This window comes from Lactiplantibacillus garii (assembly GCF_003885105.1).
Classification (GTDB): Bacteria; Bacillota; Bacilli; order Lactobacillales; family Lactobacillaceae; genus Lactiplantibacillus; species Lactiplantibacillus garii.
In genome coordinates this window covers 69,978-91,614 of record NZ_QWZQ01000004.1, presented here as the reverse complement: position 1 = coordinate 91,614, position 21,637 = coordinate 69,978, and the positions used below count along the sequence as shown (strand labels likewise).

At 47.4% G+C, this 21,637-nt stretch carries 18 protein-coding genes and 1 other RNA gene; 2 read left to right on the top strand and 17 right to left on the bottom strand.

The window, feature by feature from the left end:
• Window positions 1-258: 258 nt before the first annotated feature.
• From D1831_RS02270 to D1831_RS02220, 11 genes are all read right to left on the bottom strand, one after another.
• Entirely contained in the window at window positions 259-2,025 is a 1,767-nt protein-coding gene (locus tag D1831_RS02270; RefSeq protein WP_125071253.1) for an ABC transporter ATP-binding protein, read from the bottom strand.
• On the bottom strand, window positions 1,997-3,574 hold the full coding sequence (locus tag D1831_RS02265; protein WP_125071251.1) for a glycosyltransferase: 1,578 nt from the start codon (window positions 3,572-3,574) through the stop codon (window positions 1,997-1,999). The genes D1831_RS02270 and D1831_RS02265 overlap by 29 nt, the downstream gene beginning before the upstream one ends.
• A 21-nt stretch (window positions 3,575-3,595) precedes the next feature.
• A complete protein-coding gene (locus D1831_RS02260) occupies window positions 3,596-5,590 on the bottom strand; it encodes an ABC transporter ATP-binding protein/permease (RefSeq protein ID WP_125071249.1) in 1,995 nt (664 codons plus the stop codon).
• A 336-nt stretch (window positions 5,591-5,926) separates the two neighbouring features.
• The gene (locus D1831_RS02255; protein WP_125071247.1) at window positions 5,927-6,118 is read right to left on the bottom strand and encodes a hypothetical protein; all 192 of its coding nucleotides are present in this window, start codon (window positions 6,116-6,118) and stop codon (window positions 5,927-5,929) included.
• A gap of 114 nt (window positions 6,119-6,232) precedes the next feature.
• Window positions 6,233-7,585: a glucose-6-phosphate isomerase gene (locus tag D1831_RS02250; RefSeq protein WP_125071245.1), complete on the bottom strand. Its 1,353-nt coding sequence runs from the start codon at window positions 7,583-7,585 to the stop codon at window positions 6,233-6,235.
• A 221-nt stretch (window positions 7,586-7,806) separates the two neighbouring features.
• Complete coding sequence (locus D1831_RS02245) at window positions 7,807-8,664, bottom strand: GRP family sugar transporter (RefSeq protein ID WP_125071243.1); 858 nt, start codon at window positions 8,662-8,664, stop codon at window positions 7,807-7,809.
• A 237-nt stretch (window positions 8,665-8,901) separates the two neighbouring features.
• On the bottom strand, window positions 8,902-10,083 hold the full coding sequence (locus D1831_RS02240; RefSeq protein WP_125071241.1) for a class I SAM-dependent methyltransferase: 1,182 nt from the start codon (window positions 10,081-10,083) through the stop codon (window positions 8,902-8,904).
• A gap of 245 nt (window positions 10,084-10,328) precedes the next feature.
• The gene (locus D1831_RS02235) at window positions 10,329-11,852 is read right to left on the bottom strand and encodes a sensor histidine kinase (RefSeq protein WP_125071239.1); all 1,524 of its coding nucleotides are present in this window, start codon (window positions 11,850-11,852) and stop codon (window positions 10,329-10,331) included.
• The gene (locus tag D1831_RS02230) at window positions 11,849-12,577 is read right to left on the bottom strand and encodes a response regulator transcription factor (RefSeq protein ID WP_125071237.1); all 729 of its coding nucleotides are present in this window, start codon (window positions 12,575-12,577) and stop codon (window positions 11,849-11,851) included. The genes D1831_RS02235 and D1831_RS02230 overlap by 4 nt, the downstream gene beginning before the upstream one ends.
• 373 nt (window positions 12,578-12,950) lie before the next feature.
• A complete protein-coding gene (locus tag D1831_RS02225; RefSeq protein WP_125071235.1) occupies window positions 12,951-14,294 on the bottom strand; it encodes a PFL family protein in 1,344 nt (447 codons plus the stop codon).
• An 11-nt stretch (window positions 14,295-14,305) separates the two neighbouring features.
• Entirely contained in the window at window positions 14,306-14,575 is a 270-nt protein-coding gene (locus tag D1831_RS02220; RefSeq protein WP_125071233.1) for an ACT domain-containing protein, read from the bottom strand.
• Between the two features lie 186 nt (window positions 14,576-14,761).
• On the opposite strand from D1831_RS02220, the gene D1831_RS02215 reads away from it, so the two are divergent.
• Window positions 14,762-15,694: a DMT family transporter gene (locus D1831_RS02215; RefSeq protein WP_125071231.1), complete on the top strand. Its 933-nt coding sequence runs from the start codon at window positions 14,762-14,764 to the stop codon at window positions 15,692-15,694.
• Window positions 15,695-15,747: 53 nt separating this feature from the next.
• Window positions 15,748-16,116: a transfer-messenger RNA gene (gene ssrA / locus D1831_RS02210) on the top strand.
• A 582-nt stretch (window positions 16,117-16,698) separates the two neighbouring features.
• Here the strand turns inward: ssrA and D1831_RS02205 are convergent.
• From D1831_RS02205 to D1831_RS02180, 6 genes are all read right to left on the bottom strand, one after another.
• Window positions 16,699-17,256 carry an ECF transporter S component gene (locus D1831_RS02205; protein WP_125071228.1) on the bottom strand — a complete coding sequence of 186 codons (558 nt, stop codon included), beginning with the start codon at window positions 17,254-17,256 and terminating at the stop codon, window positions 16,699-16,701.
• A 93-nt stretch (window positions 17,257-17,349) separates the two neighbouring features.
• Window positions 17,350-17,670, bottom strand: coding sequence for a hypothetical protein (locus D1831_RS02200; protein ID WP_125071226.1), 321 nt, complete (start codon window positions 17,668-17,670; stop codon window positions 17,350-17,352).
• A gap of 335 nt (window positions 17,671-18,005) precedes the next feature.
• Window positions 18,006-19,181 (bottom strand): MFS transporter, encoded by a 1,176-nt coding sequence (locus D1831_RS02195; protein ID WP_404819878.1) that lies wholly within the window; start codon window positions 19,179-19,181, stop codon window positions 18,006-18,008.
• 108 nt (window positions 19,182-19,289) lie between these two features.
• Window positions 19,290-20,039 carry an NUDIX hydrolase gene (locus tag D1831_RS02190; RefSeq protein ID WP_125071258.1) on the bottom strand — a complete coding sequence of 250 codons (750 nt, stop codon included), beginning with the start codon at window positions 20,037-20,039 and terminating at the stop codon, window positions 19,290-19,292.
• Window positions 20,040-20,095: 56 nt separating this feature from the next.
• Window positions 20,096-20,260, bottom strand: a complete 165-nt coding sequence (locus D1831_RS02185; RefSeq protein WP_125071222.1) for a hypothetical protein — start codon at window positions 20,258-20,260, stop codon at window positions 20,096-20,098.
• A gap of 499 nt (window positions 20,261-20,759) precedes the next feature.
• Window positions 20,760-21,626 carry an alpha/beta hydrolase gene (locus tag D1831_RS02180; protein WP_225422745.1) on the bottom strand — a complete coding sequence of 289 codons (867 nt, stop codon included), beginning with the start codon at window positions 21,624-21,626 and terminating at the stop codon, window positions 20,760-20,762.
• Between the last annotated feature and the right edge of the window lie 11 nt (window positions 21,627-21,637).

The following is a 21,637-nucleotide window of genomic DNA, read 5'->3' as shown; positions in this document are numbered from 1 at the left end:
CAGTAAATCATTGCTTAGCCGAGCTTTTTGAATCATTATCATTATTAATATTTTTTATTTTCTAAGACTAAATATCCCCCTTTTTTTGAAATTATTATTAATTTTATTAATACAAAGTCATATTTTCTTCATAATTGGATAAGTTGTCCAACCCACTTCTTATCAGGCTAGTACATGAACTTTCACAAAAAAACAAGGCAACCCACCAGACTCGGGACTGCCTTGTTTTTTTGTGAAAGTTTGGTTGAAATTAGCCAATTAGCCGTGCTGATACTGTAACCGGTAAAAGTCACGGTACCGCGCGTGGGTCGCAATTAACGTGGCGTGGTCACCATCCCCAGTAATTTGTCCGTCTTCCATGAATAAAATTCGCGGATAGGCTTCAATCTGATTGAGCCGGTGGACGATGGTAATTGTCGTCAGGTCAGCTGGCAGGGTCGCCAGCAACTGGGTGACCCGTTCCTGGTTCTGGTTATCCAGGCTCGCGGTTGCTTCGTCCAGAATCAGCAACGACGGTTCCCGGACCAGCGCCCGAACAATTGCTAACCGTTGACGTTGCCCGCCAGAGACGTTTAAACCCCGTTCTCCGACGTCTGTGTCTAGTCCGGCTGATAATTCAGTTAACCAGTCGGCGAGGCCCACTTGCCCTAATAAGGCCGTTAAACGCTCATCTGAAACCGGCTTAGTTGCACCCAGGAGCAAATTATCCCGCATGGTACCGGGCATTAAATCAACTTCCTGACTGACGTAGCCAATTTGGTTACGAATCGACGGTACCGTGTAACTAGCCATCGACTGGCCGTTGACGTCTAGGGTCCCGCTAGTCGGTTCGTAGTATGACTCTAGTAAGGAAACTAGGGTGGTCTTACCACTCCCACTCTCCCCAATGAGGGCGATCCGTTCACCACGGTTGATTTGGAGGTCAATATCTTTTAGTACCGGCTTATCCACTTCGTAGCCAAAATCAACGTGATCAAAGTCAATTGTGTCAATCGTCTCTAATGGTTGCCCGTTTAAGCGCTTATCTTCGGTCGGGCTGTCCAAAATATCATCAATCCGTTCAGTCGCCCCAACCGTTTGTTGCACGGCGGTGACTAACCCGGTCACACTACTCAACGGTGAGATCATCTGCACGGCGTACATTAAGAACGCCACTAAACTCCCAATCGTTAGGGCTTTGGTTTGTACTAGCACCCCACCATAGACAATGATGATAAAAATTGCGCCGAGTAACATGATATTTAAAATTGGGTTCAGAAATGAGATCAACTTAATTTGGCGAACACTAAACCCCTTGATGCGGTTGACCTGAGCCGTCCCCTGTTGTTTGAGGGACTTTTCGGCAACCATCGCCTTAACCAGCCGGTTTTGTGAAATCATTTGTACGGCTGCGCTGTTCAAATTAGCCGTTTCCTTTTGGATGGCCTTGGAAATGCGTGCTAAAACTTGTCCCATCGGCACAATGATCACCGCCATTAGCGGTACCACGATCAAAATAATAATCGTTAGCCTAAAGTTCAACATCAACATCAACACCAGCGATCCCACGATGGAGATGACCCCATTGATGGCGTTTGAAAACTGACTGGAAATCAATTCAAAAATAGTCGACGTATCGTTAACGACCCGACTAGAGAGTTCCCCGGTTCGGTTGTGATCAAAGTACGGAATCGGTAAGTCCACAATGTGTTCCCACAGGGTACTTCTTAATTTTGAAACGGCGTCGACCCCGGTATAGCTCAGTAAAAAACTGGAAGCCACGCTAGAAAACAGTTGCACCACGATCACGCCGGATAGTCGGAGTAAGAGTTGCCCCGACGTACCGTGATTAAACGCGTCGATAAATTCCTTTAACATCAACGTGATACCCAAACTACAAATCGTTGCCACGAAGGATAGTAAGATTCCGAGAATAAATAACCCCTTTTTAGGACTGGCATTAGTTGTAATTAATCGCAGTAAGTCCTTGGTCCCGTATTTACGTTTTGGTCGTTGTTTAACCGATGTCGCTGCGTTTGTCGCCATATGCTGCTACTCCCCTCATCGCGTGAATATCGGGCTGAACCACGCGGTCGTTCCACTTCTGCCAAACCATGGCTTCGGAATAGCGACTACTGCGGCCGTACGCCTTTTCGCTCATTCGTTCTAATTGTGCCGGTTGCCGTAAGAGACTGAGGATCACTTTTCCCAACTCAACGAGATTATTCGCCGGAATCAACCGGCCATTTTGACCGTCTTCGATCATGTCTCCCGGTCCGTACTTAATATCGTAAGCCACGACCGGTACCCCGTGACTGAGGCCCTCTAAAATACCCAAGTTAAAACCCTCGTACTGGCTCGTGAGGACCATCAGCTGGGCCTGATCATAGACCGGTGCCAAGTCGTGAACAAACCCCTTAAAGTTAATAAAAGACTGCCACTGTTGCGAGGTCACCAAACTACGCAGGCGTTTTTCTTCTTTAAAACCGGTCCACGAATCACCGTAGCCGTAAATATCTAAAGTGACTTGGGGCAGCTTTTCGTGCACGTAGGCAATGGCCTTGATCAGCTGGTCCAGTTGCTTTTCGACGGATAACCGGGCCACCGCAACAATTTTGCCGGGGGTCCGTTGACTAAACTTAACCGGTGCAGCCGCTAAACGAGCATCACTAACGCTTCCAACTGGAATGGCAATCGTCGGGATCACGTTGTGAATATGATTCGTCATATCGTCACATTCCGCCTGCGTTGACATGATAAATCCGTCCATTTGATCCGCGTGATCCAGTCCGATTTGAGTAAACGGTACGATCGGCGAGTTAACCACGTCGAGCGGGTCCAGGGTAAAGTTACTGTGTAAGAACTCGTATTTGCGCGCCGTGGTGTTCATTTCAACTAACGGGTGCATCCCGGCATCACTACGGTCAACGATCATCGTGCCGTGACCACCAAACTCGGTATTAATACAATCTAGGAAAAACGCCGTTAGTTGGTCCCAGTCTTCAAATTCGTAAGTTGCCCCGTGGTAACCCAGTAACCGTTGGTGTGTGGCCACCGGCTGGCCCTTGGCATTAGGGCGAAAGAAAGTCTCCAGAACTGGCTGGTGCTGCGGCGTTAAGTGCTGCTCTAACACAATGTTTTGGTGTTCGTCAAAGTATTGTGCCACCGACAAAAAGCCCCGGGTATCGTAATAATCCCGGCGACTGACCGCCCCCTGCGGATTTAAAATATCCACGTAATCCACGTTACCTTCAGGATTCAAGTGAATTGATTTTTGCCGCTGTTCCCGTTGAATAACGTCAAATTGCTTTGGATTGATTTTTTCTAAGGTCTCACCATCGACCCGCGGGTAGCGCCCCGCCGTCATTGGTTGCCCTTCGTAGTCGGTCGTTCCTTGAAAATAATCGTACATGTTAACCACAAATTCATTGTCGAGCCCCACTTGGTGCATGTTTTGGTGCAGATCCCGTACGTAGTTGCGCGTCACGATCATCGCCGGAACCCGGTGTTTCGTGAATAGTTGCTGTCGTTTGATCATCGCAAGTTCGATGGCCGACGGTGTGGAATCAATTTTATTCGTAATGAAAAAGTACATAGCCTACGCCCTCATTTTTTATCATTCGTGTGACAGACTTTCGACCGGATCCAGCCGGGCAGCCATGTGTGCTGGTGCTAAGGCTGCGAGTAAGCTGATAACAACGCTGACGGTAAATCCGCCAACCATTGCAACTCCCGAAATCCGCACGATTGGATATTTAATTAAACTGTAAATGGCGGCGTTCCCCAGTGCCTGCCAAAGCTGACCAAAAATAATCCCCATAATTGCGGCTAACACCCCAATCGTTAGGGCTTCCGCGAAGAACAAGTGACTAATATCCCGCTTGCGGGCCCCTAACGCACGTAGAACCCCAATTTCACGGGTCCGTTCAGATACGCTCACGTAGAGGACCACGATGATCATAATCGCTGAAACCAGCAGTGCGATTCCGGCAACCCCGGTCAAAACGTTCGTGGCTAACCGAATGTAGGTGTTCAACGAATCAATTAAGTCACCAATCCCGGTATAGTTATACTGTTGCTTCTTGTTAGTTCCCTTGATTGCCTTGATCTGGTGTTCCACCGACTTAACGTGACTCAACTTATCAATTTGGACAATGGCAAAGTTCGGCCGGTAAGCGACGTTCTTAGTTGCTACCAGGGCTTTGGCGGTTTGCGGCGTCACGACTACGTTCGTATCGTCACTATTCGTAATCCCGCTGACCTTCAACGTCTTTTTGACGGTAACGGCCTGATTCTTTTTATCCACCATTGCCATCTTGACCGTTACTTTTTTATTTAGGGCCCGTTTATACTGCTTCGTGCCGACCAACTTTTTGGCCAGTTTCCGGCCGATCAACACCTCGTTGGTACCTGGGCGCGACCCGGTCTTAATGTTTTTCGCCAAGATGGTTTGGTTATCCGTTTGCAACGTCGCGCTGGTTGTTTTTTTCTTATACGTCGCCTGCGCACCAGCGTAGTAGCCCAGCTTAGCCGACTGAACGTGTTTAATGTTCGCAATTTTTTTGATGTTAGTGCTCGTAATCTGTGCGTTCTTAGCCGCCGTGGTCGTTTCGCGATTTACCGCGGCTTTATAGGCCTTCGCCGTCTTAGCCTTATCGCGCGCTTTAGTGCTGACCTTGCCCGTCTTCTTGGTAATCTGAACAGCGGTCGGGTTGACCTGGGACGTAATTTGGTGATTCATGTAATTTTGAATCCCAGAACCCAGCCCCAGCATGACCACGATGCTGCTGATCCCAATCGACGAGCCAAAAATGATTAATAGGTAGCGTAACCACATTCGGCGCATGTGTTGCATCGACATCCGAAACATTTGCCGAAAACCCAAAACCCGGTAGCGGGTTGGTTCCTTATCCACTTCATCAAACGGTGCCCCAATCACCAACTCATCGTGAATTTGACCGTCATCTAAGTGCACGATCCGGGTCCCGTAATCGGCCACCTCCTGTGAGTGGGTCACGGTAATGACCAGCTTACCTTCCGCGGCGATCGAATACAGGATGTCCATGACTTCCTGGGTGTTTTCGCTGTCCAACGCCCCGGTGGGTTCGTCGGCAATGATAATGTCGGGATCACTAGCCAGCGCCCGCGCAATGGCGACCCGCTGCTTCTGCCCACCGGATAACTCGTTAGGAAATTGGCGTGCCTGTTTGTCCAAGCCCACCCGTTTAAGGAGGCCCGCCGCCTGTTTGACCTGTTCAGTGTGGGAGGTCTTAGTCATCTTAAGTGACAACAGGACGTTATCCAGAACATTTAAATAACTTACTAAGTTAAAGTTCTGAAAAATGAACCCCACCGTTTCACGCCGGTACCGGTCCATTTGCCGTTCGTTCATGGAACGGAGCGACTGACCTTCCAATAAAACGTCACCATCATAGTGGTGATCCAAGCCCCCGATAATATTCATCAACGTCGACTTTCCACCACCGGATTCCCCGAGAATCGAAATGAATTCCCCGCGGTCAAAGTTTAAGTTGATACCCTTCAAAATCACGTTTTCTTCGTGTTTCAGGGTGTAGGCTTTACGAATATCGTGTAATTCTAAAAAGCTCATTACTATGTACCTCCCAATTCTTTTTTGGAGAATACCCCAGAATACAGTTCCTCAGTAATAACTTTGCGATTTTTAGTGAATGATGTAAAGTGTTATCGAATACCGGGGGTAACTATTCAACGTTTGAAGCATGGACTATCAAATCCCCGTGATTACTGATGATTGTTACTAGCAATTAAACGGAACCGGTTTGCTTTTTTACTTTGAAAATGCTTTCGTGAGCAAACTAGTTCCCCCCACCGTTCCTAATCATTTCCTTAATTTAGATACTAAAAAAGTCCCCGCTACGGCCCGTAAAAAACGGGGGTAACGAGGATTTTTTGAACGACCTTAGTGTTACTTAAAGAAACTCTTTTTGGCTATGATGCGATAAAGTGCGTCGCCAAGTCCGGTGAAAAATACTACGCCTAGCCCAACGTATTGTAACCACGGCAAGCTGTGATTAATACTAGCAACTTGACTCCCAATTCCAAATAGGATCAGGCCCAAAACAATCAGAACACTTTCTACCAAGTTTAACGTTCGCATGGCAAACTCCTTATGTTTACTTAATTGTTTCTATTATACCCCGCCCACCAAAAAAACGCCGCTCGGAGCGCTAATTAGCGGACTGAGCGACGTTTATTCAAGTTTAACGCGGGTCTAGTCGTCTAAACGGGCAGTTAATTTCTTAGTTAATTCTTCGTAACCAGGCTTGCCTAAGAGCGCAAACATGTTGTTCTTGTAAGCTTCAACACCTGGTTGGTTGAATGGGTTGATCCCGTTCAGGTAACCAGAAATGGCAACGGCTGCTTCGAAGAAGTAGATCATGTAGCCAAGCGTGTAAGCATCTTGTGAAGGGATGTTAACGACCATGTTAGGAACACCGCCATCAACGTGGGCCATAATAACCCCTTCAAAGGCCTTGGTGTTAACTTGGGCCATCGTCTTACCTTCAAGGTACTTCAAACCATCAAGGTTTTCCGTTTCCTTAGGAATGTCAACGTCACTAGTGGCGTTTTCAACCTTAACAACGGTTTCCATCAAGTTACGACGACCTTCTTGGATGTATTGACCCAAAGAGTGCAGGTCAGTCGTAAAGTTAGCTGATGATGGGTAAATCCCCTTTTGGTCTTTCCCTTCGGATTCGCCCATTAATTGCTTCCACCATTCTGAGAACATTGCCATGTTTGGTTCGTAGTTTTCAAGAATTTCAGTGGTATAACCCTTCCGGTACAAGATGTTCCGGAAAGCAGCGTATTGGTAAGCTTCGTTCTTAGTCAAATCAGCATCGGAGTATTGCGCACGACCGTCCGCAGCACCCTTCATTAATGAATCGATGTCGCCACCAGAAACGGCAATTGGTAATAAACCAACTGGCGTTAAGACGGTGAAACGACCACCAACGTCATCAGGAATAACGAATGATTCGTAACCTTCAGCATCGGCTTCTTGCTTTAACGCACCGCGCTTGCGGTCAGTCGTAGCGTAGATCCGGCTCTTGGCGCCTTCTTCACCATACTTGGCAATTAAGCGTTCCTTGAATACCCGGAATGCGATTGAAGGTTCGGTCGTAGTACCAGACTTCGAAATGATGTTAACGGAGAAGTCCCGGTCGCCGATCAAGTGAATCAAATCGTTGACGTATGAGGATGAAATTGAGTTCCCAGCAAAGACAACTTGTGGGAATTTACGGTCTTCACGTGAAAGTGATGACCAGAAAGTTTCGTGTAAAAATTCAACGGCAGCGCGAGCACCTAAATATGAACCACCAATCCCGATAACAACCAGAACGTCAGAATCGTTTTGAATCTTCTTAGCAGCGGCTTTAATCCGTGCAAATTCGTCCTTGTCGTAGTCTACTGGTAAATCCAACCAGCCGCGGAAATCGTTACCGGCGCCGGTTCCTTCACGCAGCTCTTTGTCAGCAGCTGTAACCATAGCTTGCATTTCGCCAAGTTCGTTGTCGTGAACAAACTTAGTTAAATTAGAGCTGTCAAATGAAATGTGTGCCATTTACTATTACCTCTTTCTATACGTATTTACAACTGACATTATACAATAGTAGCGAACGGAATGAACAGCACTTACCCCATTTTTTCGTAAATTTTCGTGATTTATGTAAAAAATAAGTGTTTTTATAGTCAAAAAAAGACGCGAATAATCATTCATATCCGCGTCAAATCAACTTTTTAGGTTTATCATATTTTTTTATAAATGTAAAAGTAAAAGTTTTACTATGCTTTCATAAGCGATAACGCAATCCCACCGACAATCACGAGAATCGAACCAATGACCACGTAAACCATCTCACGCTTCGTCTTGTGTTCGCCCAGTAAGAAGATACTCCCAAAGGTGGAAATAACGATTCCCATTTGTGACAATGAGTACGCAACGGCTTGACCAATTTGGGCCATCGCCATGAACATGAATAAGTTACCGACTCCCCAGACCAAGCCGGTCACGATGTTACGGTAAGTGGCCTTTTCAACCCACGGCTTATCCTTAAACGACCAGATCAGCGCACCGAGCAACATCCCAACGGCCTGTGGCATGACCACGGCCTGAGCGTTCACGTTACCATAATGTACGACGATCGTATAGCCGGCATAGCCCACCGTTGATAAAATCAAGGCCCGAATCCCAACGCCCCAGTTCTCTGAAGAACTGCGGTTCGGGTCGGTCCGGTCCGTTAAGGAAGTTAACACCGCACCTACGATCAGGACAATTACTGAGATTGAACCAATCCAGTACATGTTTCCGTGCCATTCTTGGAATAACAGCACTCCGGCCAACGCGTTCGCCACGAGTTGCATCCCGGTTGAGATCGGCGTCGTCCGTGAAATCCCAACGGCCTTCATCGACGTAAACTGTTGACCCTGACCAATACTCCAGAATAAACCGGAAATGATTCCAATCAACCAAATTTTGCTAGTTAACGTTGGTTGTTCAACCAACCACAGGGCCAAGCCAAATACTAAGGCCCCCATTGTCATCCCAAGGGTCTGTTGCCGAGCGGTACCGCCCATTCGACCACTAATTAAGCCGATACTCCCCCACGCGATTGCAGGAATCAGTGCAATTAGAATTCCCATTACTATTAATCCTCATTTCTTATGTTTTCTCTCATGCCTAACGACAAAAAATAATTTTAACAGTAAAGTAACCGTTTTACCAGTCATAATCAGCGACCAGCACGTAAATATAAATATTTTTATGTTTTCATGAATTCGTTTTCTTATCGATAGGGACCGTTTTCAATTAATGAAAACGGTCCCTAAATCTAACGTTAAAATTTTTTTATTTTGCTGGTTTATTTTGCCTAAATTGGCTTACTTATCCAGCGTTAAAACCAACACCTTCAAGTAATTACTTGCCAAGTACGCCTTGCGAGTCACGAAGTCACTTGGTAAGCGGAAGGTTTCCGTCACCGTATAGTGGCGGTCACTCCCAATAAAGGCGGCACTAACAGCTTCTTTAAACTTCTTCATTGAGAAGTTGTTGGCGGTGGTCGCTACGATCAACTGACCATCACGCCGAACGGCCGGTAAGGTGTTTTCCAGTAAAGCCGTTAAATCGGTGGCCACTTGGAACTTCTGTTTTTTGACCCGGGCAAAGGTTGGTGCCGTTACGACGACCACGTCATAACTCAAGTGGTGCTTAGCCGCGTAGTCCAGGTAGCTGTTAACCTCAATCGCCCGAATTTCGTGCTTTGCTGGATCAATGTTGTTTACGGCTAGTTGGTCAGCTGTAGCCGCTGCGCCCTTTTTATTGGTTTCAATCGAAATCGTCTTAGCAGCACCGGCAACCGCCGCCGCCGCGGTAATCCCGTTTTCCTGGCTAAACAAGTTCAAAACGGTCTTGCCTTGAAGTTCAGCACCGGCTAACCACTGGCGAATTGGTCGCATATCCAGTAATAAACCGGTCGTCAAATCATCTTGCAAGTGCAGGGGGTAGGTCACGTCCCCCTCCGTCACTAACAACGGTTCCGGCGCCGCGTCACCGGTCACCAGTTGACTCTTTAAATTCGCTTCGTCCACGTTAAACCGCAGTTTGGCATAAATTCCCTTGAACTGGTGGTCAGTGGCCGTTTCAAATGCAGCGTATAGCATTTCTCGCTGTTGGTAAACGCCCTGCGCGTACCACGTGAAAACGTAATAGTCTTGATATCGGTCGATCGTCACGCCACCTAAGCCGTCACCATCGGCGTTAAAGACCCGTTGGGGAACGCTGGGATCCATGCTGGTCGCCCGGCGCACGAGTGCTTGTTTGAACAGTTTCCGAAAATAATCGGTCGTCGGGGTCTCACTTTCATCTAAGCTAAGTACCCACCCCAATTGGCGCCGGTGTTTGGCAATCAAGGCGTAGCCCATAAATTGTGAACTAGCCATTAACGCGACAAACGAACCGTCCGTTAACTTCATACTTGGATCCTTTAAATCATCCGCAACCAGTAAGGGGTAACCATCCTTTACCTTACGTTGGGAATTTCCAGTAATTTGTACTCTTTGCATCGTAGTCTCCTATTCGTTCCAAAATCTTATCTAAAAAGCGGTAAATCGCTATTCACAGCCAAGTTAAGGGTACCATATTTACCGGGGGAACGCTACGCAAACCCCGGCCAGTACGGGGCGCGCACCCAAAAAGCGGGCCTGACCATCCGGCCAAACCCGCTTCAACACTAGGGAAGCTCCCCTGCGTGTGAAAATTCACAAGTGTAACTTTCAACATTTCAAAATATCGTTATTTTAAAATTGGTCTAGTCCTCGACGATAGGTTGATCAAAACCATCATCCGGGAAGGTAATCGTAAAGCAGGTCCCTTCATTGGCAACACTATCGACCTGAATGGTCCCACCGTGTTGTTGAACTAACTGGTGTGAGATGGCTAAGCCAAGACCGGATTCGCCGTACTTCGTGTTCTTCCGGGACGGATCAGCCTTGTAATAACGCTCCCAGATATTTTTAACCTGGTCCGGGGTCATTCCAATCCCGTGGTCCTGCACGGCAATGACCGCCGCGTGTTCCGTTCGTTTAGCCGTCACTTCAATCACGTTTTTTTGTGAAAACTGAATGGCGTTCTGCATGATGTTAAACAACACTTGCACGAACCGGTCGTAATCGGCCCAGACCGGCAACTCAGTCGGCGATACTAGTTTAAATTGATCCTCAGCCGCCGCCGCTTTTTTAGTCAGCTGTTCAATTAAGTTGCGCAGTACCTCGGCCCCGTCAAAATTGGTCTTATTCAACGCAATTTGGCCGGTACGGATCTTTTCGTAATCCAAGTTTTCGTTGACCAACCGAATTAAACGCTTGGTCTCATTTTGCATCAATTCAATCGAGTGGGCCTTATCCTCTTCAGGAATGGCATCGTAAGCCAGTCCCTCCAAAATACCGTTAATGGTCGTTAACGGCGTCCGCATTTCGTGGGCGGCGTCGGTCATAAACTCACGGCGCCGTTTTTCTTGTCGTTTAATCTCTTCATTAGAAGCCCGTAACGAACTCACCATGCCGTTGAAATCATCGGCCAGGTCGTCAATTTCGTCCTTATGGTTACTCTCAACTTGAATGTCAAAATCACCACTTGCAACGGAATGGGTCGCATAACGTAACCGGTTGATCCGGCGAACAGAGTAGCGGGCCAGAATGTAACTCAGTAACAGGGCCGCCACGCCTGAAACTAACAACGCGATGAACAGGTTATTTTCAATCTGCTGTTCGTTTGCTTGCAACGTTTGCTCAAACGAACCAATTGAAATCGCCCCGACAAACTTTTTAACGCCCCCGTTCTTATAAAACAACGGAACTAACACGTCAATGGTTCTGAGTGACGGGGTGTTAACCGGCCGGTCGTGCCGTCTTGAACGGAACGTGACGTGCGGGGACTGGGTAATGGTTTTATTCTGCTTTAATTTTTTCCAATCACTACTGGAAATGTGGGGATCGTAAATTGATCCACCGGGAGTGCTTTCACTGCTAACGCCCAGATTATTCGGATAAACGACCCGCTTTTTTGCGTCGTAAACGGAAAAATGAATGTGCTGATCCCGCAGGATAACGGTCCCGTCGTTCAAAAACTGCTGGTTAAAGCCAACCACTTGGTGGGTCTTAGTATTATAGCGAATGGCTTCTTTTTCAATACTGGCGGCGTACTGTTGTAATTGTTGCCACGAATTTTGATAAATCATCGTTTTGGTCGTCCTGATAAACGCAAACCCTAACACCACCACGACCGTAATGATCACGGCAAAAAAAGACAACATTTGTTGGTAGATCAGTTTCATTCAGCCTTCACTCCACTATCATCAAACTTGTAACCGACCCCCCAAACGGTTTGAATAATTTGGGGACCGGCCTTTTCGATTTTTTGCCGTAACTTCTTAATGTGGGCGTCAACTGTCCGCTCATCACCGTAATATTCATAATCCCAAACTAGTTGCAATAACTGTTCCCGGGAGAACACCTGGCGCGGCTTTTGCGCCAGCGTTTTTAGCAAGTCAAATTCCTTAGGCGTTAGGTCTTGAATCTGCGTTCCGCCTAAGTAAGCTTCCCGGGTCTTTGTGTTCAACTTGAAGTGATCCGTTTGAACGTCAAAATCACTAACCGCGTCAGCGGGCCGTTCAGTCGGAGCACCCTTTCCTAAATCAGCTCGGCGGTGTAAGGCCTTGATTCGCGCAATCAGCGTAATGGGTGAAAACGGCTTGGTCACATAATCATCCGCACCCATTTCAAGCCCCAAAACCTGGTCACTTTCAGAATCCCGGGCGGTCAACATAATAATTGGTACGGTTGGTGAAGCCTTGCGAATTTCTGCACTAACTTGCATGCCGTCCTTACCAGGTAAGTTTAAATCGAGCGTGACCATGTCCCAACCGTTAACGTCTTCGTTAAACATATCAACCGCTTCGTTGCCGTCGTATGCGAAGTGGGCGTCCCACTTCTCTTTCTTAAAAAACATTGCCATCATTTCTGAGACGGACTTATTATCTTCAATCATTAATAATTTCATTAACAGATTCCTCCAAGTTAATTGCTTATGATCTCATTTGATAAGCACACGGAGCGCTAGACTTCACGTGACGTTCCAAACCTACCTATATCATACCCCACTTCGGGCTAGTGTTCAGGAGAAGTATAACAACAAATTACTAACAAACCGTGCTAGATTTGTGAAAGAAATGTGTACTAGTCCGCAAACCCTCTGCTTCTAAAAATCAATCCATTAATATAGTAGAAAAAAATTTGTTAAAATGCACGTGTTTCGATCAGTATTCGGCAAAAAAACGTGCCAAAAGTTACTGGGTTTGTGAGCATTAACGTGAACTCGGCGATGGTTCCTAGGTTTGGAATTATCGCCGAGTTCACGTGATGCTATCTTAATATTAGTTTTTAAACGAATGGATCGGAGCGGGAATGTGACCACCCCGATGAATGAAGGCTTGGGGTTGGGCAGCGTTGACTCGCATGACCGGTGCCCGGCCAAACAATCCGCCAAATTCAACCTCGTCGCCAACGTCTTGCCCAGTGGCCGGAATCACCCGGACCGCCGTCGTCTTGTTATTGATCATCCCAATGGCGGCTTCGTCAGCAATCATTCCACTGATGCTTTCGGCACTGGTCTTACCGGGAACCGCGATCATGTCCAGCCCAACTGAACAAACGGCCGTCATGGCTTCGAGTTTTTCGACATTCAACCGACCGGCACTGACCGCGCGAATCATTTCGGCATCTTCCGAAACCGGAATAAAGGCTCCCGAGAGCCCCCCAACGTGCTCGCAGGCCATCACGCCACCCTTTTTCACGGCGTCGTTAAGTAGGGCTAACGCGGCAGTCGTTCCCGGGGCCCCGACACTTTCCAATCCAATTTCTTCTAAGATTTCTGCAACCGAATCCCCCTCGTTCGGGGTCGGTGCCAGCGAAAGGTCAACAATTCCAAACGGGACCTTTAACCGTTGCGCCGCAATTGTTCCCACGAACTGCCCCATTCGCGTCACTTTAAAGGCAGTTTTTTTTATTTGTTCGGATACGACGTCGATGGAACGACCACGGACTTCTTCCAGTGCCCGCTTAACGACTCCAGGACCACTAATCCCAACGTTGATCACCCGGTCCGCTTCACCGACTCCGTGGAAAGCCCCCGCCATAAACGGATTATCGTCCACCGCGTTAGCAAACACCACCAAGCTCATACAGTTAACCGGATCATCGGCAGCAATTTGTTTAATAATGCGGCCCATTTCACCCACTGCATCCAGGTTAATGCCAGCCCGCGTCGAGCCCACGTTGACCGAACTGCAAACCCGGCTAGTTTCGGCCAAGGCCTGCGGGATCGACGCAATCAACTTCCGGTCCCCGGTTTGATATCCCTTTTGAACCAGGGCAGAAAAGCCCCCAATTAAGTCGACACCCAGTTCACGAGCCGCCTTTTCCATCGTCAACGCGTAGGCCACGTAGTTCGTGTCACCACTGGCCGCCGCAATCAGCGCAATTGGGGTCACCGCGATTCGTTTATTAATGATGGGAATCCCGTATTCCGCTTGAATTTGGTCCGCTACCTTCACCAGGTCGCGCGCACTGTGCGTAATCTTATCGTAAATTTTTTGGCGCGCCCGTTCGCCGTCACTATCGATACAGTCAAAGAGGGAGATTCCCATTGTAATGGTCCGAATATCCAAATTTTCTTCGGCAATCATTTGAATTGTTTCTAAAATCGGTCGACTTTCCATGTTGGCCCTCCCTATAATTTCTGAATGGCGTCAAAAACCGCCTGTCGTTGAATACGGATGGTCAACCCGGAGGCCGTTTCTAACCGTTCCATGGCAGTTTTTGCATCCGCGAAGCTTAATTGCTGGTCATCCCATTCCCCCGATAACATCATTGTGAAGTTATGGTCCATCAACGTTTGCGACATATCCACAATGTTAACGTTTAACTTTGCAAGTTCATTGGCTACCCGGGCCACGATTCCCACTTGATCCTGACCAACGACCGTAATAATTGCTTTCATTCTAAAAACCTCCATTTGATTGTTGTTGTCAATATGATAGCATTCCGCCGTTGAAAACGCATCCGCCATTTTATCCTAGTTAATGATGAGAATAATAAGAGATTAATCAGAAACGACCGCCCTACTGATAATTTTTGTTATAATGAAAAACGCTTGCTATTTTCAGAAATAAAAGGAGGGGCAGCGTTGACACAACAACATCATTTACGGGGAGTTATCCTCGCGAGCATCGCCTGTATTCTATGGGGCATTTCGGGAGTCGCCGCGAGTACCCTTTTCATCAGTAACCCGCACTTAAGCGCTATGTGGCTGACCCAAGTACGCATGCTCAGTGCCGGAGTCATCTTAATCATTGCGGGCCAGTTAACCGGCAAACACCCGCTTGCCATTTGGAAACACAAACGTTCGGCGTGGCAGGTAGTCAGCTACGGGCTACTCGGACTGATTCCGGTACAACTGTGCTACTTTGAGGCCGTTCGGGTCGGTAACGCCCCGATTGCCACCATCATTCAGTTTTTAGGACCGTTTATCATTACCTTTTACTTTTTATTTTTCAAACACGTCATTCCTAAACGTATCGAGGTTATCGGGATGGTTATGGCCTTCATCGGCACCCTACTCATCGTGACGCACGGGCACTTAAATAGTTTGGCCGTGTCGCCCGCCATTCTGTTTTGGGGTGGATTATCCGCCATCGGGGTCGCAACTAACACCCTGATTCCCCGTTCGATCCTACCAAAATACGGCGCCTTAGCGGTGACCGGTTGGGGCCTGTTAGTAGCTGGTCTCTTTCTAATGGTTTTACAGCCCATGTGGCGGGTCCACCTCACCCTCAATGCGTTTCAATTACTCTTACTCGTTGTTATCGTTCTGCTAGGCACCGTGGCGCCATTCTTAATGTTTGCGCACAGTCTCAGTTACATTTTACCAACAACTGCCAGCTTACTAGACGCCTTCGAACCGTTGGCCGCCACCGTCTTTTCAGTTCTTTTTTTAAACGTGCAACTCACAAGTTTTGATTTTGTTGGCGGGCTGATGATTATCTTAGCCGTAATGGCGCTCTCGTTAAACATGCACAAAATGTTAATCCTATTTCACCGGCGGCGTACGGATTCTTAAACATATGAGTTGGCACGGCGTTACGGCTATGCTAAACTAGTAGTGTTGAATCTGGGGGTGTTCTGGATTCGACAGGTATAGTTTGAGTTCGGATTGCGTTTCGAGGTTGCGTCTCGTAAAATCGCTCAGTTTATTTATAACTGCAAAAAATAATAACAATTCTTACGCTTTAGCTGCTTAATAGGCGCTTAACGTAGATCCTCCCAGGATCGTCCATGTTCTGGATCTGGGTCTTAAATTTAGTGGACTCACGCTCAATGCTTCCACCTGGAGCAACGAGAAGAGATTAATCAGGTTAGCTTTTACTGGGTGCCCTGTCATACGGCGTTTGTAATGGCGAAATTTAAATAGTATGAATATGAACGTAGATATCCGAAGGGCAATATGCTTGGACGCGAGTTCGACTCTCGCCACCTCCATTATTGAGTTTTAAAGGGATGTAATAAGCTCCAGAACACTTGTTATATCAACGTTTTACCGCAAGTAGTTAACAATTGACTACCACCAAACGGACTCAAATGCCTTGCTGGTAAACGGTTTAGAAAGCTATCTTAAACGGATGGCTTTTTTTATTGCCATGGATTTCGTTATTTTGCCGGGCTTGTCCTTACCCACTAATTGGTCATTGTTACTCAAATTGATACTTGGGATAGTCAAAAGGATAGTCAAACTTTCAGCGGTGGCGTGGAAAGTCAGCGTCCGGGAACTATCTCTAATTTATCATGGGCGAATTGATGTCAGCACTCGTACACATAAACCGGACCTTTAATTAAATTTCCAAACAAGTTGTCTACCCGGACGAATCAACGTTACACGTGCTATAGTTACACCGAATATCAACCAAACGATATTCACTCCGCAGATTTTCGTACGTTCCCAGCAGTTTTTTTCACCAAACCCGTGTACCACGCGACCAAGCCAGTGTGCTTGGTCGTTTTTGACTATTCAAAAGCCCCAACGCAAACTGTAGGTCGGCGTTGGGGCTTTCAATAACTAATCTTCAACTATACGAATAACCGTTGGCGACTAAAGCCAACTTGAACCAAAATCCGGTAAATTAGTGGAACTAGTACAAAGCAGGCCACCGAATTGATCGTGGCGGCTAATAAACTGGTAAAGGCCCCAATCATAGCCACGTTCAACGCGGTGCCCACCATCAACGCTTCAATGACACCGGTAAACCACGATGTTACAATCTTAGTCACCCCGGCTACAAAGGAAACCCAGTACAGCTTCGTCAACTGGTCCTCCGTATGACCAACGGACCGGTAACTCCAACTTACCATGGCCGCTAAAATTACGGCTTCAATCACTGTTAGCCACGATGTAGCAGCGTACCCGTTCAAAATATCGAATAAACCCAGTCCAATTGCTCCGGCGGCGGCTCCGTAACCAAAGCCTAAAAACATCACGGCAATCACCGTTAAAATATTACCAAAGTGAATAAACGGTCGGCCAACGACCGCGGGTAACGGAATTCGAATCACACTAATGCCAATAAAAATAATGGCGGCAAATAAACCCGCAAACACCAATTTTTTTAACTGTTCTGATCTTCCCATGCTGTCAATCAACCTGCTTTCCCTAACGCTTTATCATTATTTTCTAATGTATTTACTATTGTAATCCAATCTTTACGTAAAATGAAGGTTAATTTACTTTTTAGACGTGGTCATTTCAATAATCCGCGTCCTGGTCCGCTGCTCCGCATCAATTCTTTGGGCTACGGCCAAAAGTTCGTACGCGGCCCGGGGCATGTTGTACTGGTGACAAAACAAATAATAGCCCAAGTCGATGATCACTTGCCGAGCAACCGTTGAACTATCCCCCCGCACCTTTAAGCGATGGCCAGCCCGTGCAACCAATCGTTTTAAAACCACGTCTTCTTGAATTTCGTGATTGGCACTTGCTAACATCAACTGGGTCCTTAACTGCGTGTTATATTTTTGCGTTGCCCAAAACTCCGCCTTAACCATCCGACTCAACTCCGTTCATTTACTCGGCTATATCATAGGAGTTTCGCGGAGCATTGGCAACGGAACACACCCCCACTACCAGGGCCACCAGTGAAAATTAGTTTTTTTACAAAATAACTTATGTACCCAGTCTTGTCACGCAATTGTTGTAAACGTGCCAACATTGTCCGGTGTTAACTAAAATTAATTTTATTCACGATTAAATTTATATCAACTAACGGCGCGGTCGTCCCATTGACACCTGGGACTACGAATTAGGAAACACCCACCGTTTAAAAATTCATCTGGAGCGGCTTAATTGAACGTGCTTGATGCGGCTTTCTCAGTAGTCAGCATCAATTCCGATCCTGATCACGCAGACCAAATAATAAAACCAAGATTCCGATGACGAGGGCCGCCACAAACACCATAAAAATCCCTGTGATGGACACGCCCAGTCCCATTAAAGCGCCCACCAAAAACGGACCAATGGTCGCCCCAATTCGCCCAATCGACTGGGCAAAGCCCATTCCCATTCCACGGGCATCAACGGCAAATTGGCCGGGAGTAAACGCAATCATGATGCCCCACGCACCGAGCGTAAAGAATGAGAGCCACGCCCCGCTGATCAAGATCATCGTTGCGTTAGTGGCCAGTCCAAATGCGGCCGCACTCAGCATCGTCCCCGCTAAATAAACGGCCAAAACGAGTTTCCGTTGGACTTTGCCAATCAGCCACGCTGCCAGGTAATATCCCGGCAACTGGGCCAGGCTCATCAACACCGTATAGCCAAAACCATGCACGATGGAGAAGCCCCGTAAAACTAATACGCTTGGTAACCACAAAAACATCCCGTAGTACGCAAACATGATGACGAACCATAACACACTTAAACAGGCGGTTGCCCGCCGGTATTGCGGTGACCACACTTGGCGTAAAGCCGCGCCAAACGGCCGCTGATTGGTCGGTTCCGTCGGGGTTTTATCCGGTAAATGCCGACGCACTAGTAACGCGTACAGTCCCATTAGCGCAGTGATCAACACCGTGACACGCCAGCCAAAGTGCGGCATGACTAAAAACGATAACACGGAAGCGACAATCCAGCCAAACGCCCAAAAGCTATCGACCAGTACAAGCATCCGGGCCCGTTTCGTTCCGGTAAAGTGGTCGGCAATAATGGTCGCTGCGACCGGTAGCTCACCACCCAGTCCAATACCAGTCAAGAAACGGACCGCAATAAACCAGCCCACGCTGGGCGTCACGGTCAGTAACAAGTTTCCGATTGAAAATAGCAGCAACGTACCAATCAAGACTGGTTTGCGCCCCCACTTATCCGCGAGGTAACCGCAAATCAAGGCCCCCACCATCATTCCCAGTGACGTGACCGCGCTGACCGCACCTAGTTCTCCGGCCGTTAAGTGCCAACTTTGTTTAATTACTGGCATAATAAACGACAATAACGCAACGTCCAATGCGTCAAACAGCCACGCCGTTCCAATCAACATTAAGAGCTTATTGCCCCTGATTTCCATTATTGCAATCCCCCGTAATTGTCCTAAATAACGACGTCGTTTTGTTTTAGGTATTTTATACCTTTAAGGTGCCACAAGGTTACCATGTGACTAATAACCTGTCAACTGCTAGTCTTTAAGTCGGTAGACCCGGGCCGGACGACCAGATCCGTTACCACGTACGAAGCCAACCTGCTCAAAGAGGTGACCGTGAGTTTTACGAAAATTTGAATTGTCAATTTGACTAACGGACCGGCGCTCTAACAGTGCGTATAATTCTCGGGCCCGTTTTAACGTAAAGGACACTCCGAGGACGCGCAAAATTGTGGGGGCGTAGTTCAAACGATTACGCACCCGTTGAAGGGCCGTTTTCACGATCAAAGCGTGATCGGCTGCCAGTTGGGTTGTCCCCCGTTCCCGTTGGTAAAAATCAGCAGCACTGACGTCGTCGGTCAATCCAGTAAAAGATAAGTCCCCCGCAACTAAGTCATCCCGGTCAGTGCGCGGCGTAACCGCAAACCAACGAACGGCCCGTGCACCCGCACCCGGAATCAACGCCGGTTTAACCGGCAAATAGACCATATACGTTAGTGCTAGGGTCCGTTGACCGGGTACCCGGCCAACGTTGGTAAAAGTCCCCAGTTGTTCCGTTTGATTGGAAGTCAGGTGCACTCCTAGCTTTTCTTTGACCAGTCGTAACGCGGCCGCGTCAGCGCTCTCATTACTTCGCAGGGTGGTCGTCGGTAATCCCCACGCGCCCATAAACGGGGCTTGGCTTCGCTGTAACAGTAGCACCAATAGCTGCTTAGTGACCGTATCAAAGCTAAAAATAACGTTCGTAATACTGACTAGTGGCCGTTCGACAATTTGTTCACTCACCATGTTAGATTCTCCCACAAAAAGGCCACGACGAGTTCGTCGTGGCCGCTCATTTATTAATTCATTTGTTGAAACGTTTGAACCATCCAACCATTAATGGCGGATTTTTCAATGATTGCTTTTTTAATTTCCCAAACGTCCGCTTTGATATAGCGTTGTCGGGCGGTCATGAGCGGAATATTTTGAACTACCTCTTGGCCTTTATTAATTGTAACGCGCATTACATTACATCCTTTCCTAATGCTCAGGAAATTTGTAAATAATTCTGTGTATTTGATACTGGGGCAAGTACGTGATACTAAAAATATATTTATTCAAAATCTGAGATCCTTTAATACTGGTTTTAGACAATCATTGTCCTAAACCAAGGTATAACTTTAGCATATCCCCCCAATTAAAGCGAATAAGTTGCCCCGGAATAAGGGATTCTTAAACTTTATAATCAAACCGGGGGTGTTAGCGTTGTCATTTTCACGCCCCCGCTTTAAACTGGAAGTAACTTGATTGGGGAGGGTTTAAATATGCGCAATTATAAATATTTAGTGTACGGTGGTATTTCAGTTGTTTATCTATTTGCCCTATACGCCTTATTCCACCTTATTCGGTTGGCTTATTTCCTGTTTTTTGTTTAATCGTTAGTTCACTCAACACGAAACGGACGCCCATTCCAAAGTTTAAGGAATGAGCGTCCGTTTTTAATTGATTTTTTAGCCGGATATCTTATCGATGCCATAAATACCGGTCAACGGCGAGCGCCACCTTTGCGTTTTCGTGCAACTTACTATGTTGGGCGTTTTTGCCGTGAAAGTCCTTCTCCGTGTAATTTAACCCGGTACCGCGTAATAGGTACTTGATTGACCGCGCGGAGACGTTGGTAACCAAACTATCCGAGTTGGTCCCGTCATCCAAATTGCCCACAATGTTCAATAAATGCACGTGCCGTGGAAACCGTTGGCGTTTGGCAGCCAGCAATTGGTACGCGGCGTGCTGATATTTCGGTTGGCCATTACTCAAAAACGAATTCTGATTAGCCACGTCGTCTTCACCAACCACCCCGTCAAACGGGCCAGCAATCGTCACCAGTTTGTTGATGGTTGGAAAATTGCTAGCCTGCTTCGTCATTAACAAGTTAACCGTTGCGACACAGCCAGCGGAGTGGGCCACGACGTTGTAACGGTTAAAATTGTGGCGGGCCTTGACCGCCGTGATAACTTGACTTAACCAGGCACTCTGTTGGTCGTACTGGGCCAGGTTATTTTTAAATACAACTTGAATAATCGGGTTGCGAGTCTTCGCCGCCCAGTGCCCCGTCAAGGTCACTTGACCGCTGGTACTGACCGTCGCCACGAGGACTTTATGGGCGTGAGCCGTTTTTTCCGCGTGCTGGATCAACGTATTAGTGGAGTTCGCACTCCCCTGAAATCCGTGCACGTAAAACGTTGGCACGGAACTCGTGATCCACGGGGCGGCCTTTTTTTGCGTCGTCGAAGCGGACTGGGACGTAGAACGCTTGGTGGTCCGACCACAGCCACTTAAGCCAATCAAGACGACGACGCCGAGTAGAAACCATCTGAATAATTTACGCAAAACTTTTCGCC